This is a genomic window from Kitasatospora sp. McL0602 (genome assembly GCF_052076145.1).
In the GTDB taxonomy this organism is placed as follows: Bacteria; Actinomycetota; Actinomycetes; order Streptomycetales; family Streptomycetaceae; genus Kitasatospora.
In genome coordinates this window covers 6,101,603-6,118,546 of sequence record NZ_CP197246.1, presented here as the reverse complement: position 1 = coordinate 6,118,546, position 16,944 = coordinate 6,101,603, and the positions used below count along the sequence as shown (strand labels likewise).

Here is a 16,944-nt window from a genome sequence, read left to right as displayed (position 1 = left end):
GCGGATGCCCGGCCGCGACGCGACCACCCTCGACGGCGGCCTCCACACCGCCCGCGCCACCGCCCACGGCACGGCCCACGCCACTACCGCTGCGCCGCCCGGCAAGGGCGCCGGGGCGCGCCGCACCCGGGCCGGCTTCGACGCGACGACGGTGCTCACCGGCTACGTGCTGCTGGCCATGTTCATCCCGTCCAACCTCACGCTGCCCGGCATGGGCGGCGTCGGCACCCCGGCCAACGTCGTCGCCCTGCTCGCGCTGATGTGGTACCTCGCCGCCTGGCTGACCGAGCGGCTGACTCCCGCTCCGGGCACCCGAGCGCCCCGGATCGCCATGGTGGTGTTCGCCTCCGCCGTGCTGCTCGGCTACATCGCCTGCGCCGGGCGGCCCGCCGTGACGAAGGAGATGCAGGGCGCCGACCGGGGGTTGATCGCCCTGCTGGCCTGGACGAGCCTGGTCGCCGTCTCCTCGGCGGGCATCCGGGACCGGGCCAGGCTGGAGGTACTGCTCCGCCGGATGGTGATCCTCGCGAGCATCGTCGCGGCGCTCGGCTGGTACGACTTCCTCACCCACACCAACATCGCGTCCTCCCTGCACATCCCGGGCCTCCAGTCGGCCTCGGCCGGGGTGGAGGCGATGAGCCGTGGCGCGTTCACCAGGCCCCGGGGCACCACCGCCCATCCGCTGGAGTTCAGCGGCATGCTGGCGATGATGCTCCCGTTCGCCGTCCAACAGGCCTTCGACCCGGCCAGGTCGGCGCGCAGCCGGGTGCGGCGCTGGCTCCCGGTGCTGCTGATCGGCGGCGCGCTCCCGCTCTCCGTCTCCCGTACCGGGATCATCGGCATCGCGGTGGCCCTGCTCACCATGCTGCCCGCCTGGCGGCCGCAGCGCCGAGGGTACGTGCTGGGTGCGGTCGGTGTCGGCGTGGTCGGGATGGGCGTCGCGGTGCCGGGGCTGCTCTCCACCCTGACCGGCCTGTTCAGCTCGTTCTTCGCGAACTCCGACAGCAGCACCCAGGCCCGCGCCGGTGACTACGCCAAGATCTGGGAGTACATGCAGAGTTCACCGTGGTTCGGCCACGGGATGGGCACCTTCCTGCCAGAGCTCTACTTCTTCACCGACAACATGTACCTGAACACCGCCGCCGAGCTCGGCGTCTACGGCATCCTCGCGCTGCTCGTCGTCTTCGTCGCCGGCATCCACTGCGGCGGCGCCGCCCGGCGCCTCAGCCAGGACCAGCCCACCCGCGAGCTGGCCCAGTGCTTCGTCTCGGCGGCCACCGTCGCACTGATCACCAGTGCCACCTTCGACTCCCTGGGGTTCCCGATGTTCGCCGGTATCTACTTCCTGCTGCTGGGTGCGGGAGGGAGCCTGCTCGGCTTCGTCCGCCACCCCGCCGGGGCAGCGCAGTGACGCTCGGCGCGAAGGTCCGGTCCGGTGCCAGGCTCAGCCTGCTCAACACCGTGGTGATCCGGATCGGCAACTTCGCGGCGGGCGTGGTGCTGGCCCGTGGCGTGCTCGGCCCGCGCGAGTGGGGCCTGTACGCGACCGGCATGGTCGCGCTCGGCGTGCTGCTCTCCGCCAACGAGATGGGCGTGAGCCTGGCGATCGTCCGATGGGACAGGGACGTACGGGAGTTCGCGCCGACGGTGCTCACCCTCTCGGTACTCTCCAGCAGCGCGCTCTACGCCGCACTGTACGTCGCCGCGCCGACCACGGCCCGGCTGCTCGGCTCGCCCGACGCCACCTCGGTGCTACGGGTGCTCTGCCTCTCCGTCGTCATCGACGGCATCGCCTGCGTGCCCAACCAGATCATCGCCCGGGAGTTCCGGCAGGGCGCCCGGATGGCCCTCGACCTGCTCAACTTCCTGGTCACCACCGGCACCACGCTGGTGCTCGCCTACTCGGGCCACGGCGCGATGAGCTTCGCCTGGGGCGCCCTGGCCGGCAACCTCTGCGCCCTGGCGGGCTGCGCGATCCTCGTGCCCGGCTCGCTCCGGCCCGGCTGGCGGGCGGCCGAGGCCCGCGCGCTGGTCGCCTTCGGGCTGCCGCTGGCCGGCGCCAGCCTGCTGGTGCTCGCGATGCTCAACGTCGACTCCATGGTGACGGGCGCGCTGCTCGGCCCGGTCGCCCTCGGCTTCTACCAACTCGCCTTCAACGTCTCGAGTTGGCCCGTCCGCAGCATCTCCGAGGCCGCCCGGCGGATCTCCTTCGCCGGCTTCTCCCGGGTCGCCGCCTCACCCGAGGCCCTGGCGGACGCTTTCGGCCGGGGCCTCGGCCTGCTGATGGCCGCCGCCGTGCCGCCGTGCGTCCTGCTCGCGACCCTTGCCGTGCCCGCCCTGGACACCATCTACGGCCCGCGCTGGGCACCGGCCGCCGGGGTGCTGCGCTACCTCGCCCTGCTCGGACTGCTGCGCATCGCCTACGAGTTGGCGTACGACTGCCTCGCGGCGGCCGGGCGCCGCAGCTCGCTGATCAGCACCCAGGGGCTCTGGCTGGCGGCGCTCGTCCCGGTGCTGCTGCTCGGGGCCGACCGCTGGGGCATCGCCGGGGTAGGCGCCGGGCACCTGGTGGTGGCGGCCGCCGTCGCGGCCCCCGCCTTCCTCTGGGCGCTGCGCCGCTCCGGCATCGGGGCGGCGGTCGTGGTCCGGGCCTGCACCCGGCCGTTCATCGGCGGGGCGGTGATGGCCACCCTGTCGTACGCGGTCTTCCGGTGGACGGGCGAGACGCGCTGGGGCATGTTCGTGGCCGCTGCGGTGGCGCTGGCGGCGTACGTACCGATGGTGCTGCCGATGCGGCACCTGCTCAGGACTCCCCCGGTCGTCCCCGCGCCGCGCGCGGAGGAGGAGCCGGTACTGGTGAAGGATGGCGAACGATGAACCCCAAGCAGCAACTGCGGGACACCTTCGGCTTCCTGCGGCTGATGGAGACCCGCAACAAGGCGGTGCTCGGCTGGACGGCGGTCGGCCTGCGCCGGCAGGAGGACGCCGAGGTGCGGCGGCTCGCCGCCGGGCTCGGGCCGCGCCCGGCCACGCTGGTGGCGACGGTCATCCCGACCTACCGCCGCCCCGAGGGGCTGCGCCGCGCGGTCGCCTCGGCGCTCGCCCAGACCGTCCGCGACCAGTTGGTCGTGGTGGTCGACGACGGCGCCGGGCTGCCCGAACTGCCCGCCGACCCGCGGCTGGTGGCCGTCAGCCTGGCCCGGAACTGCGCGGTGGCCGGGGTGGTGCGCAACGTCGGGATACGCCTGACCTCGTCCCGGTACGTCGCCTTCCTGGACGACGACAACGAGTGGGAGCCGGACCACCTGGCCCAGGCCCTCGCCCGCCTGGAGGCCCCGGGCGGGCCGGACGCGGTCTACACGGCGCTGCGGCGCGTCCACCCCGACGGCACCGACATGGACGTGCTCTCCGTCCCCTTCGACCGCCGCCACGCGGCCGAGGAGGGCTTCCTCGACACCAACGCCGTGGTGGCCCGCCGCACCCGGGCCCTGCACTTCAGCAGGCTGCGCCGGACGGCCGAGGTGATCCCGCGCGAGGACTGGGAGTTGGTCTTCCGCTACAGCCGCACCCACACGGTCGAGCACCTCCCGGCGCCGACCGTCCGCTACCTGGTCAACCCCGAGAGCTACTGGACCGCCTGGTGACCCTGTGACTCCTGGAGGGGCTTCGGCTCGCACACCATGAACACGAAGTCGTGCCCGAGCGAGCCGAGCACCGCGTCCTCCGCTGCGAAGCAGCGCCGCACCAGCTCGTCCGTCCGCACCGAGCCGTCCCGGAAGTGCTGGGCGATGCCCGAGAAGGCCACGTGCAGCACGGTGCCACCGTACGGCCGTTCCTCCAGCACCTGGTAGCGCTCACGGATCGCGGGCAGCAGCCGGGCGGCGTCCACCGCCTCCGACGGGTCGTCCAGGCGCATCGAGAGCAGGCTCGGCCGGATCGCCCGGTGCTTGATCCGCCCGTCCACCAACCTGCGCCGCTCCTCGGGGAGTTCGGCGAGCAGAGCGTTCACGGCCCGCAGCTGCCCGGCCGTCCACTGGAACTTGGTCGGGCCGACGAACTCGTCCACCACCAGCAGCCCGCCGGGGTTCAGCAGGCCGGCGATCCGGCCCATCGTCTCGTCCAACCGGTCGAAGTGGTGCAGCGACTGCAGGCCGAGCACGACGTCGTACGTCTCCCCCGCCTCCAGCAGCTCGGCGACGTCGGCGGTGCGGAATTCCAGCACCTCGTCCAGGCTCAACTCGCGTGCCTGGCCGGTGGCGTAGTCGATCCGGTCCGGGGAGATGTCGATGCCGGTGATCTTCTCGAAGGCCCCGGTACGGGCCCAGATCACCTCGTTGCCGCCGGTGCCGCAGCCCAGCGAGAGGGCCCGCAGGCCCGTCCGCCCGGCCAACCACTTGTCGGCCACGTGCTGCGGGAAGCCGACCGAAGGGTCACCGCTGGCGAAGGTGTTCCAGCGCTCGATCACCTGCGGCACGGCCCACCACTCCTGCAGCGAGGGGTCGACGGCGGACCAGTGCTCCACCACCCGCTCGGTGCCGCGCACCCGGACCTTGGAGACCAGCTTGTCGAGCTGCCCGCGCCGCAGCTTCCGGCCGACCCGGGCCGCATCGTGACGGTTGATCAGATTGTTGAACACGCCCAACTCCTCATCGCACCAGGAAGAAGATCAGATGCCGCGCAGCCGCCAGGACCGCCACCACAGCCGCTCGCGCACCTTGCCGACCACGGCGGTGAGCACCAGCGGCTGGAGGTAGGGCATCAGCCGGGCACCGATCCGGCGGCGCAGCAGCAGCCCCTGGTACTCGGGCAGCGCCCGGTAGCCGGGCCAGCACTCGGCCGCGAAGGCGATCAGCTCCGCCTCGGGCACCACGCCGGTGCGGCCACGGTCGTAGGCGCGCACGGCGCGGCGCAGCGCGATCCGGGCCAGCTTGCGGTTGACGGTGTCGGCGAGCTTCGCCCGGTCGTCCAGGTGCTCGGCGCAGCCGCTCAGCACGGCGTCGTAGGCGGCCTTGTTCTGCCGCAGGTCGTCCATCTGGCCGCCGAACTCGGTGGCGGACATGTTGTTGCCGTGCTTGCGGTAGTAGGCCTGGTCGACCCCCTGGACGTAGCCGACGTCGGCCCGGGAGGCGAGCCGCATCCACATCTCCACGTCGCCCGCGTGCGGGAGTTCGGGGTCGTAACCGCCGACCTCCTGCTGCAACGCCGTGCGCACCACCACCTCCGGGGAGGTGATGCAGCCGTGTGCCTCCTTGAAGCGGCGTTCCAGCCACCACTTGCCGGGGAAGACGGTGGTGCCGCGCAGGGCGGTGCGCGCAGGCGGCAGCGGGCTGCCGTGCTGGAAGTGGATCGGGTGGCCGTAGACGAAGCCGACCTCGGGGTGCTCGTCGAGCAGGCCCACCGCCCGGGTCAGCGCGCCCGGGGTGAGCCGGTCGTCGGCCGAGAGCAGCACGGTGTAGTCGCCGTCGGCCCACTCCAGCAGGCCTTCGTTGTAGGTGGCGATGTGGCCCTTGTTGACCTCGTGGACGCGGACCTCGATCCGGGGGTCCGCGGCGGCCAGCCGGTGCGCGGCATCGGCCGAGTCGTCGGGCGAGCAGTCGTCGATGATCAACACCCGGACGTCGACGCCGGGTTGCTCGTCCAGCACGCTGCTCACGCAGTCGGCGAGATAGTGACCGTACTTGTAGCACGGGATCACCACACTGACGGTGCTCACTACGGGGATTCCTCTCGATCTGCGGCGGGTCGATCTGCGGTGGTCGATCTGCGGTGCAAGGGCCCGGGAGCACGTGGCTCCCGGGCCCTGAGCCGGTCAGCTGGTCGGTTCGCTACCGGGCTGCGCCGTGGTCGGGCCGGTCTCCAGGCCCAGGAGGCCTCCGAGCAGGCCGCCCAGCAGTCGCTCCAACGGAGTGAGCAGACTGTCGAGCAGCGGGAGCTGTAACGAGGTGACGGGCGCGTTGGGCGGCCGGACGTTGGTGAAGACCGGGTCCACCCAGTAGTTGGTCGACTGGAAGGTACTGGTCGGGAAGCCCGTCCCGCCGTACTTGTAGATCCCGTTGGCGCTGCTCGGTCCGTCGGAGCTGCCCCGCAGCGGGTAGTTGGAGTAACCGCCGAAGAAGTAGCCGTTGGTGCCGGAGTAGTGGCCCTTGGGTGCGAAGTACGAGACCACGTAGCTGGTACCCGCGGTCACCGCGACCGGGGTCTTGAAGACCAACTGCTGCCAGCCGGAGGCCGTCTCGCCGGCGAAGGTGCCGGTGGCGAGCTGGGTGCCGGTGTTGGACCACAGCGTGCCGGTGTGGGTGCCGGTGTTGGCCACCGACTTGTAGAACCGCACCCCCGTGATCCAACCGCTCACCGAGGAGCTGAACCTGGTGCCGAGCTCGACGGCGGTGGGGTCACCGGAGTCGAGCGAGGCCGGCGCGGTGGCGGAGTTCCACAGCGAGCAGGGGCAGTTGATGGTCGGCGGGGTGGTGCTGGTGGTGAAGCTCCAGTTCGTGTTCCCCGACACCGGGTTGCCCCAGGGGTCACTGGCCGAGATCGACGCGGTGTACGTGGTGCCGAGTGCCAGCTGCCCGTTGGGGCGCAGGGTGGCGGTGGCCGTCGCGGCGTCGTAGGTCACCGTGGCGGGCAGGACGCTCTCGCCCTGGCCGAGCGTGAACTTCAGGGTCTTGCTGTCGATGGTGTGGCTGAAGGTCGCGGTGGGAGCCACCGTGATCGGCACCCCGGTGGTGCCCTGCACCGGAGTCGTCGCGGTGACGACCGGCGGGGTGGTGGTGTCGGCGGAGGTGTCGAGCACCGCGTCGACCCAGTAGTTGGAGCTGTGGTAGCTGCTGTTGGGGAAGCCGCCGCCGGTGTTGTACCGATAGAGGGCGTTGTCCCCGTCGGCCCCCGCCATCAGCGCCTTGATCGGGTCGATCCCGGCGCCCTGCCCGGTGAAGTAGCCGTCGTCGTAGGAGTAGTGGCCGTTCGGGGCGTAGTAGGAGGCGATGTAGGTGGTGTTGGCCCTGACCGGTACGGGCTGCGCGAAGGTGAGCTGCTGCCAGCCGGAGGCCGTCTCGCCGGTGAAGGTGCCGGTGCCGAGCAGGGTGCCGTCGCTCGCCCACAGGCTGCCGGTGTGGGTGCCGGTGTTCAGCGCCGACTTGTAGAACCGCACGCCGGTGACCGAACCGTTCGCCGTGGTCCGGAGCTTGACCCCGAGTTCGATCGCCCCGGCGTCGCCGGAGTCCAGGTGCGCGGGCACCGCCGAGGTCGGCCAGATGGTGCAGGGGCACTGCTGCGGGCCGACGGTGATCGGCACGGTGACCGTACTGCCGGTCAGCACCGAGTCGTTGACGCCCCGGACCATGATCTGCGCGGCGCCCTGGGTGAGCGGCGTCCAGGTGTAGCTCCAGCTGGTGGAGCCGGTGGCGCCCTTCCAGGTCGCCCCGCCGTCCACCGAGACCTCGACCCGGGCGACCACGCCGGGCACGCCCACCGCGGAGAAGCCGAGGTCGGCGGCGGTTCCGGAGACGGTGACCGGCTTCTGCACCGGCACGGTCGCCCCGGACGTCGGCGCGGTGACCGTCACGTTCGGGCCGGTGGCCTCCTGGGTCGCGGCGGCCTTCACCAGACCGGTCTCCAGGGTGGTGGGCTGGGCGCCCATGTCGGCGAGCAGGTTCACCGTCGCCTGCTGCATCCGGGAGTCCTCGGTGGTGGTGTTGCCCACGTGGAGGGTGTCCAGGCCCCAGGACCACTGCACCGTGCCCGCACCGAAGACGAGGGCCTTGGAGGCCGGGTCCCGGTAGATGGTCGGGCTGTGGGTGGCGACGCCGTTGGCGTAGGTGTTGCCGTTGTCCTGCAGCAGGTTGCCGTCGTTGATGGCGACGGTGGTGGAGGAGAGGTCGATCGCGCCCGGTGGCCGCGATCCGTTGTCCTCGTCGACGTCCCATTCGTAGCCGAGGGTACCCAGCGGGAAGGTCGCGACCTGCCCGGCCGGCAGGGTGGCGATCGAAGTGCCGCGCCACATCCGGAGTCTGCCGAAGGCCGCGGGCACCGTCATGGTGTCGTTCCGGTAGCCGTTGACCCGGAAGAGCTGGCCGGTGAGCGCGTTCTGCGGCTTGCCGCCGCCGCGCCCGGCACCGACCGGGTCCATCCAGGTGCCCGTCCACTGCCCGCTCGGGTCGGGCACGCCGTCGACGCCGGGGATCTGCAGCTTGGTCTCCTTGTAGGAGACCATCGTGCGGTAGGCGGTGCCGGAGGTGTCGATGGACGACTCGAACCGCGTCCGCCAGAACATTTCGTTGGCCGAGAAGAAGGCCAGGTCGACCCCGGCGTTCTTGGCCGCCGTCACGTTGTCCCGCTGCGCCTGGTTCCAGTACTCGTCATGCCCGTTGGACATGAAGACCTTGTGGTTCTGCAGCAGGACGCCCTTGGTGGAGACGTCGATCCCGGAGAGGTAGCTGACGTCGTAGCCGTTGCGCTCCAGCCAGCTGATCATCGCGTACTCGGAGCCGTAGATGCCGTTGTCGGCTCCGATGTCCAGCGGCCGGTTGTAACTCACCTTGTACGCACGGCCGTCCGGGGCCGGCCCGGAGCCGTTGTAGAGGTTCTGGCCGCCCCAGTTGTTGTACGCCTGCCAGGTCTGGTCGGAGGTCTGCACCACGACGTCGGAGTGGCTGGACTCGTCCCGGATGATGATCGGGTACGGCATCAGGCCGCTGCCGTCCGCCTGCTCGATGTTGGCGATGTACAGGCCGGAGACCGCGTCCGCCGGCACCTGCCAGCTCACCGTGGTGGTCCAGTTGCCGCAGTCGACCAGGCCGGTGGAGGCGTCCGAGAGACAGTTCGGCTGAGTCCGGGACGGGTAGGTCGCGGTGGGCGAACTCGGCATCTTGCGCGCCCGGTTGCCCTGGTACCAGCCGAGCCGGTAGATGTCGATCTGGTAGGGCGTCGGTGACTGCACCTTGAACTCGACGGTGTCACCGGGCTTGTAGCTCTCGTGGCTGGTGAAGCCCTGGATGGCGCCCCAGGCGTTCGGGGAGTACCAGTCCGTCACCGGGTTGCCGGGCTTGCTGTTCTCGCAGGCGACCTTGTTCACCACGGGCGTGGCGCACGGGTCACCGGCGGCGTGCGCGGGCAGTGCCGTCAGGGTGCTCGCGCCCAGCAGCAGGACGCCTGCCAACAGCGTCCGGAGCACGGATATTCTCGAGGGGGGTTTGTTCACCGCAGTGCCGATCTTCGCAGTGCCGGTCCTTGCAGGGCCGATCTTCATTGGTTCCACTTCCCTTGCAGTCCCCGTAACTTCAGGGCACCGGTACGGGCTCCGCGGCCCGCCCCGCAGCCCCGGCCGCCGCCCGCAGGTATCGCGCCGGACTCCCGGCCCAGACCTCCTGCGGGGGCACGTCGTGCAGCACCACCGACCCCATGCCGACGAGTGACCCCCGTCCGACGGTGGTGCCCTCCCGCAGCAACGCGCCCGCCCCGATGTAGCAGCCACGCTCCAGGCGGCAGCTGCCGCCGAGCCGCACCCCGCTTGCCAGGGTGACGAGTTCGGCGACCTCGGTGTCGTGGGTCAGCACGGTCTGCGGCATGACCGCGACGTGCGCGCCGATGCTCGCGCGCGCGGTGACGACGGTCTGGGCGAGCAGCACGCTGCCGGGGCCGATCTCGGCCCTGGCGGCGATGTCGGCGCTCGGGTGCAGCACGGTGGCGTACCGCGACTCGGGCAGCGCCAGCCGCTCGGCCAGGGCCGAACGGCTGCTGTAGACCCGGGGGTTGACGGCGCAGAGCAGCACCTTTGCGCGCGGCAGCTCGTGCACCAGCTCGGCGGGGCCGAGCACCGGCACGCCGTCCACCCGCTCGCCGTGCAGCGCCGGGTTGTCGTCGAGGAAGCCGCGCAGCCGCCAGCCGGCCGAGACCGCGGCCTCGGCCGCCTCCCGGCCGAAGCCGCCCGCCCCGACGATCACCAGCTCGGGCCCGGCCCGGCGGCCCGCAACGCGCCTCAGCACGGCCCGCCCGTCAGCGGCACCAGAGCGCCGCCCTGGGCCAGGCTGCGGGTGGCCGCCTCCAGGATCTCCAGCACCCGCAGACCCGCGCGCCCATCGGTGAGCGGCGCCCGCTGCTCGTGGATCGAGGCGGCGAACTCCTCGACCACGCCGCGCAGCGCCTCCTTCTCGCCGAGCGCCGGGGCGACCATCTCGCCGGAGCGGTAGCTGACCAGCAGCTCCCGCCGCTCGCCCGGGTCGAGCTCGTCCGGCCGGGCCAGGTCGACGCCCCGGTCGAAGAGCGCGAGCCGCTGCTGCGGGTTGAGGTCGTCCCAGATCACCGTGCGCTTGGAGCCGCCGACCATGGTGGTGCGCACCTTGGTCGGGGAGAGCCAGTTGACGTGCACGTGCGCGATGGCACCCGAGGCCAGCTGGAGCGTCAGGTACGCGACGCAGGAGCGGCCGACGCCGATCGGGTCGGCGCCCTGCGCGGCGACGGCGACCGGCCGGTCGTCCTCGGGCAGGACAAAGTCGAGGATGGAGAGGTCGTGCGGGGCGAGGTCCCAGAGCACGTCCACGTCCTTCTGGACGAGCCCGAGGTTGATCCGCACCGAGTCGACGTACTGGATGTCGCCGATCTCGCCGGAGCGGACGAGCTCGCGGATGCGGCTGACGGCAGGGGTGTAGCAGTAGGTGTGGTCGCACATCAGCACCAGGCCCCGGCGTTCGGCCTCCTCGACCAGGGCCCGGCCCTCGGCGCCGGTCGCGGCGAGCGGCTTCTCGACCAGCACGTGCTTGCCCGCCTCCAACGCGGCCATCGCGACGGCCAGATGGGTGCCCGCCGGGGTGGCGACCGCGACGGCGGCGACCTCCGGGTCGGCGAGCACGGCCGCGTAATCGTCGGTCGCGGTGACGGTGGAGTACCCGCCGAGCACCCGCTCGGCACGGGCCCGGTCCAGGTCGCAGACCCAGCGCAACCGGAACTCGGGGGACGCCTGGAAGTTGCGGATCAGGTTCGGGCCCCAGTACCCGGCCCCGATCACGGCGAGCCCCAGCGGAGGTGTCACGGCGAGCGGCCTTTCTGATGGTCCGTCAGATATGTCGAAGGTGTTCACTGTCATGGTCAGTACGCCCCCTTGCCACGGGCGACCGCACCGGTGGTGCGCAGCAGGATCAGCGCGTCCAGCGTGTGCGACCAGTTGTCGACGTAGCTGAGGTCGAGCCGGACGGCCTCGTGCCAGGGCAGGTCGGAGCGTCCGCTGACCTGCCAGAGGCCGGTCAGGCCGGGCTTGACGAGGAGTCTGCGGCGGGTCACCTCGTCGTAGTCGAGGGTCTCCTCCGGCAGCGGCGGCCGGGGGCCGACCAGCGACATGTGGCCGGCCAGCACGTTGAAGAGCTGCGGCAGTTCGTCCAGCGAGTAGCGCCGCAGGAAGCGCCCGACGGCGGTGGTGCGCGGGTCCTGGCGCATCTTGAAGAGGGGCCCGTCGCCGTTCAGGTTGAGCTCGGCCAGCTCGCTGCGCAGGGTCTCCGCGTTGTGCAGCATGGTGCGGAACTTGAGCATCGTGAACGGTTCGCCGTCCAGGCCGACCCGGCGCTGCTGGAAGAAGGCGGGCCCGGGGCTGCTGGCGCGGACCAGCATGGCGAGCACCAGCAGCAGCGGCGTGAGGAGCATCAGCCCGAGCGCGGCGAGCAGCCGGTCGAGCACCTCCTTGGGCAGCCGGGCCGGTCCGGAGCGGATCGGCGCACGGACGTGCAGCAGCGGCAGCCCGCCCACCGCGTGCACACTGAGCCGCTCGACCGCGACGTCGGCGAGCATCGGGCTGACCATGAGCTGGACGCCCTCGCTGTCGAGCTGCCAGCCGAGGCTGCGCAGGGCGGTCTGGTCGAGCTGCTGGTCGGGCAGGGCGACGACCGTCTCGCAGTTGGTGCGGCGCACCACGGAGAGCATGTCCTCACTGCGGCCGAGCACCGGCAGCCCGGCCTCGCCCGGTGCGGTGAGGCAGGCACCGACCAGGTGCATGCCGTGCGGGCCCTGCCGGGCCAGGGCGTCGACGAACGCCGCGACGGAGTCGGGGTGTCCGATCACCACCACCCGGCGCAGGTTGCGCCCGGCGGCCCAGTGGGCGAGCGTCCGCACCCGGAGCAGGCTGCGTTGCAACGCGCTGAGTGCGGCGGCCCCGGCGAGGCCGAGGACCGCGTCGTGGACCAGCCGGTCCTGCCCGAGCACGAGCTCGGAGCTGAAGACGACTGCCACACCGAGCGCCACGGCGGCCCGGGTGATCCGCCCGTAGTCCGGTGTCGACCGGCCTAACTGGCGGTGCCCGTAGGCCCGTACCGCGATCAGGGCGGCCGGCCAGAGCACCGGCAGCAGGGTGTAGACCTCCGACCGACCATGGCAGAAGTACACCACCAGCGCGGCGGCGGCTCCCGCCAGCAGGTCCACCGCGACGAGTTTGAGTATCTGGTCGCGATGCCATCTCCTGCGCAGATCGCGCGGTGTCATGACATCACGGTAATTGTCCGAACGTGCGGCCGATTCAACGGCCATGCTGTGCCCCCCAGCCGGTGCGCCCGACGAATGTTGTCCAACTAGAACGGCGAGCAACGGGCCACAGATATCCCCCACCAGGGCCCGGACTTGCTCGCGTCGCACCACGCGATCCCCAAGGAGCAAGGTAGCCGCACCGACCGCCCCAGGACGGACAAACCGCTAACAATCTCTCCAACTATGTGGTTGTCCGGTGGAGAGGCGGACTCCCTCCCTCAACATGCGCCCCCTGTGCGCCCCTTCGGCGGGCCATCGGGCCGTTCCACGGATTCGCTGACCAGCGTGCCTGCGACCACGCATACTTGGCCCCGCACCATCACCGACGATCGAGCGGACCGACCCGCGGCGAGGGGTTTCGATGGAAGCTGCGACTGTCGCAGTGATTGTGGTCACATGGAACAGCGCCCAGGTACTGCCCGACCTGCTGGCTTCGCTGGAGGACGGACTCGAAGGTGTGGATTGGGAGTTGACAATCGCTGACAATGCGTCAGCCGATGCGACACTCTCCGTCGTACGCAGTGCCGTGCCGTCCGCCCGGATCGTCCAGACCGGCTACAACGCCGGGTACGCCGCCGCGATCAACGCCGCACTGGCCCAGGTCGGGCCCTGCACCGCCGTCCTCGTGCTCAACCCCGACATCCGGCTCGCACCGGGCTGCGTCGCCACCATGATCGACCGGCTGGACGACCCGGGCACCGGCATCGTGGTACCCCGTCTCACCAGCGAGTCGGGCGAGTTGGCGCACTCGCTGCGCCGCGAACCGGCCGTGCTGCGCGCCTGGGGCGAGGCCCTGCTCGGCAACCGCCGGGCCGGCCGCTACCCGAGGCTCGGCGAGATCGTCACCGCCGAGGCCGCCTACCGCACCGGCACCACCGCCGACTGGGCCACCGGCGCGGCGCTGCTGATCTCCTGGGCCTGCATACGGGCCTGCGGGCCCTGGGACGAGTCGTTCTTCCTCTACTCGGAGGAGACCGAGTACGCCCTGCGCGCCCGCGATCTCGGCCACCGCACCCGGCTCGCCCCCGAGGCGCACGCCGTCCACCTGGAGGGCGACTCCGAGGTCTCGCCCCGACTCTGGACGCTGCTCACCCTCAACAAGGTGCGGCTGTTCCGGCAGCGCCACACCGCCCCGGCCACCGCGCTGTTCTGGCTCGCCACCCTGCTCCGCGAGGGCTCCCGCGCGCTGCTCGGCCACCGGCGGAGCCGCCGGGCCGCCGCCGCCCTGCTCAGCCCGGCCCGGCTGCGGACCAGGCCCACCGCCGAGAACCTGGTCTGACGGTGTATCTCTCCTCCTCCCGCTCCGCCGACCACCACCGCCCGGCCGCCTCCGCCGCCCGCCGGGTCAGCGCCAACGTGCTGGCCCTCGGGCTGGTCAGCCTGCTCACCGACATCTCCTCCGAGATGGTCTCCTCGGTGCTCCCGCTCTACTACACCTCGGTGCTGGGGCTCACCATGCTCCAGACCGGCTTCCTGGACGGGCTGTTCAACGGCGCCTCGGTCTTCCTCCGGCTGGTCGGCGCCCACCTGGCCGACCGCTTCCAGGCCCGCAAGCTGGTCGCCGCCGCCGGGTACGGGCTCTCCGCCCTCTGCAAGCTGGCCCTCCCGGCGGCCGGTGCCTCGCTCCCCGGCCTCAGCACCGTGCTCGCCGTCGACCGCAGCGGCAAGGGCCTGCGGACGGCCCCGCGCGACGCGCTCATCTCGCTCTCCAGCACCCCCGAGACGCAGGGCCGCGCCTTCGGCGTGCACCGCATGATGGACACCGCCGGGGCGTTCTGCGGCCCGCTGGTCGCCTTCGCGCTGCTCTCGGCCGTCGCCACCGCCTACGACGCCGTCTTCGTCGCCAGCTTCTGCGTCGCGGCCGTGGGCGTGGTGATGCTGCTGCTCTTCGTCCGCGACCAGCGCGAACCGCTCAGCCGGGCCCGCCCCGCCCTGCGGGCCGGCCTCGACCTGCTGCGCGACCGCGCCTTCCGCCGCACCTGCCTGTGCGTGGTGCTGCTGGAGACCGCGACCATCAGCGACGCCTTCGTCTACCTGACGCTGCAACGCCAGGACGACCTGGCGGCCCGCTGGTTCCCGCTGCTCGCCCTCGGCACCGCCGCGCCGTACCTGCTGCTCTCGCTGCCGCTCGGCGCGCTCGCCGACCGCTTCGGCCCGTGGCGGCTCTACCTCGGCGGCCACCTCTGCTTCCTGGCCCTGCTGGTGCTGCTAGCCACCTCCTGGAGCGGCCCGGGTGTCCTCGCCGTCGCCCTGCTGCTGCACGGCACCTTCTACGCCGCCACCGACGCGCCGCTGATGGCCCACACCGCCCGGCTGCTGCCCGGCCCGGCGCGGACCTCCGGCTTCGCGGTGCTGCAGAGCCTCCAGGCGCTCGCCATGTTCGCCTCCTCGCTGCTCTTCGGCGTGCTCTACCGCCTGACCGGCCCCCGTACCACCCTCGAACTCTTCGGCGCGGCGCTGCTGCTCTGCCTGCCCGCGACCGCCCTCGTGCTCAGGAAGGCCCCAGCGGCATGACCACCTTCACCCGGGGCCGCATCCTCGTCTTCGCCCTGGCCGTCGCCCTGCTCGCCGCCGTCGGCATCGCCTACGGCCTGCACGCCGCCCACCGCGAGGAGGTGACACGCCATCACGGCCCGGGTGCCGCACCGGCCGCCCAGGAGCTCGATCTCACCGCTGCGCACGGCAAGTTGCTCTTCCGCGACACCGAACAGGGCCCCGGTTACGGCTTCCTGGCGACGGTCGACGTCACCGACCCGGCCGGCCCGCGCGCCGTCGGGCACACCTCCTGCGAGCGGGTGTACGCCGCCGCCGGGACGGTGGTCTGCCTCAGCACCACGTACGGCGCCGTCCCCAGCCATCAGGTCAGGATCCTCGACGACCGGCTCCAGGTGCGGCGCGAGATCGACCTCGGGGCGGGCGCCCCCAACCGGGCCCGGATCTCCGCCGACGGCCGGATGGCCTCCTGGACGGTCTTCACCTCCGGCGACTCCTACGCCTCCAACACCTTCTCCACCCGCACCTCCATCCTCGACGTCCGGACGGGCGCCCTGACCGCGACCCTGGAGGACTTCGACGTCCGCAAGGACGGCGCCTCCTACCTGCCCGTGGACCGCAACTTCTGGGGTGTGACCTTCAGTTCGGACGACAACACCTTCTACGCCACCATGTCGCCGATCAGCACCGGCAAGACCTACCTCGTCCGCGGCGACCTCGCCGAGCGGGTGCTCACGGTGCTCCGGGAGAACCTCGAGTGCCCCTCGCTCTCCCCCGACGGCACCCGGCTGGTCTTCAAGAAGCGCGTCACCACCTCCACCACCAACCCCTGGCACCTCGCCGTCCTCGACCTCGCCACCCTGCACGAGACCCTGCTCGCCGAGCCGCACAGCGTCGACGACCAGGCCGCCTGGCTCGACGACCACACCGTCACCTACGCCCTCCCCGTCCCCGGCCGGAGCAGCTCCGACCTCTGGCAGGTCCCCGCCGACGGCACCGGCACCCCCACCCTCCTGCTGCACGGCGGCTTCTCCCCCACACCGCTCAACTAGCCTGGCAGAACACCCCAGTTCGCCACGTCCAGCACTCCCGCCCACGGGTCCGTGCCACGCTCCGCCACCTGCTCGGGGGTGAACACCAGTTGCTCCGCCCGCCGGACGGCCGCCAGCTCGGCCCACTCCAGCGGGGTGGAGACCCCCGGTGCCTGCCCGGCCCGCAGGGAGTACGGTGCGGCGGTCGTCTTGGCGCTGCTGTTCTGCGACCAGTCGACGAAGACCCGCCCGGCCCGCAGCCGTTTCTCCATCCGGTCGACCACCAGCCCGGGGTGTTCCGCCCGCAGCCGACCGGCGAGGCGCCGGGCGTAGTCGGAGGCGGCCCGCGCGGGCGTCGGCCGCAGCGGCACCAGCAGGTGCATCCCCTTGGCGCCGGAGGTCTTGGGCCAGGCGGTCAGCCCGTCCGCGTGCAGCAGCTCCCGGGCGAGCAGGGCGACGGCGCAGCACTCGACCGCCGTGACGCCCGGCCCGGGGTCGAGGTCGATCACCAGCCGGTCGTGCTCCTCGGGCGTCTGCCGCCACTGCGGTACGTGCAGTTCGAGCGCGCCGAGGTTGGTGGCCCACAGCAGGGTGGCCAGGTCGGCGACCACGACCTGCTCCAACTCGCCGTCGCTGTGGGTGACGTGCAGGGTGGTCAGCCAGTCCGGCGAGCCGCCCGGCAGGTGCTTGGCCCAGAACCGCTGCCCGTCGACCCCGGCGGGGAAGCGCAGGAAGGAGGCCGGGCGGCCCGCGAGGTGCGGCAGCAGCCGGGGCGCGACGAGCGCGTAGTAGCGGAGCGCGGCGGCCTTCGTCCAGCCGGTCTCGGGGTAGAGGACGCGGTCGAGGTGGGTCAGCCGCAGGCGGTGGCCGTCGATCTCGGTGACGGCCGCGGTCGGGTCCGCTGCGGTGGGCACGG

Annotated in this window: 13 protein-coding genes; 6 read left to right on the top strand and 7 right to left on the bottom strand. The window is 72.0% G+C overall.

Annotation, left to right across the window (positions count from 1 at the left end; genetic code table 11):
- Nucleotides 1-4: 4 nt before the first annotated feature.
- The 3 genes from ACR68M_RS27755 to ACR68M_RS27745 are packed head-to-tail and all read left to right on the top strand — an operon-like array spanning nt 5 to nt 3,644.
- On the top strand, nt 5-1,411 hold the full coding sequence (locus ACR68M_RS27755; RefSeq protein WP_441246869.1) for an O-antigen ligase family protein: 1,407 nt from the start codon (nt 5-7) through the stop codon (nt 1,409-1,411).
- Entirely contained in the window at nt 1,408-2,877 is a 1,470-nt protein-coding gene (locus ACR68M_RS27750) for an oligosaccharide flippase family protein (protein ID WP_441246868.1), read from the top strand. Before ACR68M_RS27755 ends, ACR68M_RS27750 begins: the two co-directional genes overlap by 4 nt.
- Nucleotides 2,874-3,644 carry a glycosyltransferase family 2 protein gene (locus ACR68M_RS27745; protein WP_441246867.1) on the top strand — a complete coding sequence of 257 codons (771 nt, stop codon included), beginning with the start codon at nt 2,874-2,876 and terminating at the stop codon, nt 3,642-3,644. The genes ACR68M_RS27750 and ACR68M_RS27745 overlap by 4 nt, the downstream gene beginning before the upstream one ends.
- Here the strand turns inward: ACR68M_RS27745 and ACR68M_RS27740 are convergent.
- The 6 genes from ACR68M_RS27740 to ACR68M_RS27715 form a co-directional block, all read right to left on the bottom strand.
- Nucleotides 3,626-4,636 carry a class I SAM-dependent methyltransferase gene (locus ACR68M_RS27740; RefSeq protein ID WP_441246866.1) on the bottom strand — a complete coding sequence of 337 codons (1,011 nt, stop codon included), beginning with the start codon at nt 4,634-4,636 and terminating at the stop codon, nt 3,626-3,628. The genes ACR68M_RS27745 and ACR68M_RS27740 overlap by 19 nt on opposite strands.
- Before the next feature lie 30 nt (nt 4,637-4,666).
- Complete coding sequence (locus tag ACR68M_RS27735; protein ID WP_441246865.1) at nt 4,667-5,713, bottom strand: glycosyltransferase family 2 protein; 1,047 nt, start codon at nt 5,711-5,713, stop codon at nt 4,667-4,669.
- A 96-nt stretch (nt 5,714-5,809) separates the two neighbouring features.
- A complete protein-coding gene (locus ACR68M_RS27730) occupies nt 5,810-9,172 on the bottom strand; it encodes a DUF4082 domain-containing protein (RefSeq protein WP_441246864.1) in 3,363 nt (1,120 codons plus the stop codon).
- Between the two features lie 106 nt (nt 9,173-9,278).
- The gene (locus ACR68M_RS27725; RefSeq protein ID WP_441246863.1) at nt 9,279-9,983 is read right to left on the bottom strand and encodes an acetyltransferase; all 705 of its coding nucleotides are present in this window, start codon (nt 9,981-9,983) and stop codon (nt 9,279-9,281) included.
- Complete coding sequence (locus ACR68M_RS27720) at nt 9,977-11,026, bottom strand: Gfo/Idh/MocA family protein (RefSeq protein ID WP_441246862.1); 1,050 nt, start codon at nt 11,024-11,026, stop codon at nt 9,977-9,979. The genes ACR68M_RS27725 and ACR68M_RS27720 overlap by 7 nt, the downstream gene beginning before the upstream one ends.
- Nucleotides 11,027-11,082: 56 nt before the next feature.
- Entirely contained in the window at nt 11,083-12,462 is a 1,380-nt protein-coding gene (locus ACR68M_RS27715; RefSeq protein ID WP_441246861.1) for a sugar transferase, read from the bottom strand.
- Nucleotides 12,463-12,865: 403 nt separating this feature from the next.
- Between ACR68M_RS27715 and ACR68M_RS27710 the strand changes: the two genes are divergently transcribed.
- Genes ACR68M_RS27710 through ACR68M_RS27700 form a run of 3 tightly spaced genes read left to right on the top strand, consistent with a single transcriptional unit; the run spans nt 12,866 to nt 16,049 of the window.
- Nucleotides 12,866-13,783 carry a glycosyltransferase gene (locus tag ACR68M_RS27710; protein WP_441246860.1) on the top strand — a complete coding sequence of 306 codons (918 nt, stop codon included), beginning with the start codon at nt 12,866-12,868 and terminating at the stop codon, nt 13,781-13,783.
- Nucleotides 13,784-13,785: 2 nt separating this feature from the next.
- On the top strand, nt 13,786-15,018 hold the full coding sequence (locus ACR68M_RS27705) for an MFS transporter (protein WP_441246859.1): 1,233 nt from the start codon (nt 13,786-13,788) through the stop codon (nt 15,016-15,018).
- Entirely contained in the window at nt 15,015-16,049 is a 1,035-nt protein-coding gene (locus ACR68M_RS27700) for a hypothetical protein (protein ID WP_441246858.1), read from the top strand. The genes ACR68M_RS27705 and ACR68M_RS27700 overlap by 4 nt, the downstream gene beginning before the upstream one ends.
- On the opposite strand, the gene ligD is transcribed toward ACR68M_RS27700, so the two are convergent.
- Nucleotides 16,046-16,942 (bottom strand): non-homologous end-joining DNA ligase, encoded by an 897-nt coding sequence (gene ligD / locus ACR68M_RS27695; RefSeq protein ID WP_441246857.1) that lies wholly within the window; start codon nt 16,940-16,942, stop codon nt 16,046-16,048. The two genes, ACR68M_RS27700 and ligD, sit on opposite strands and share 4 nt — an antisense overlap.
- Nucleotides 16,943-16,944: the final 2 nt, after the last annotated feature.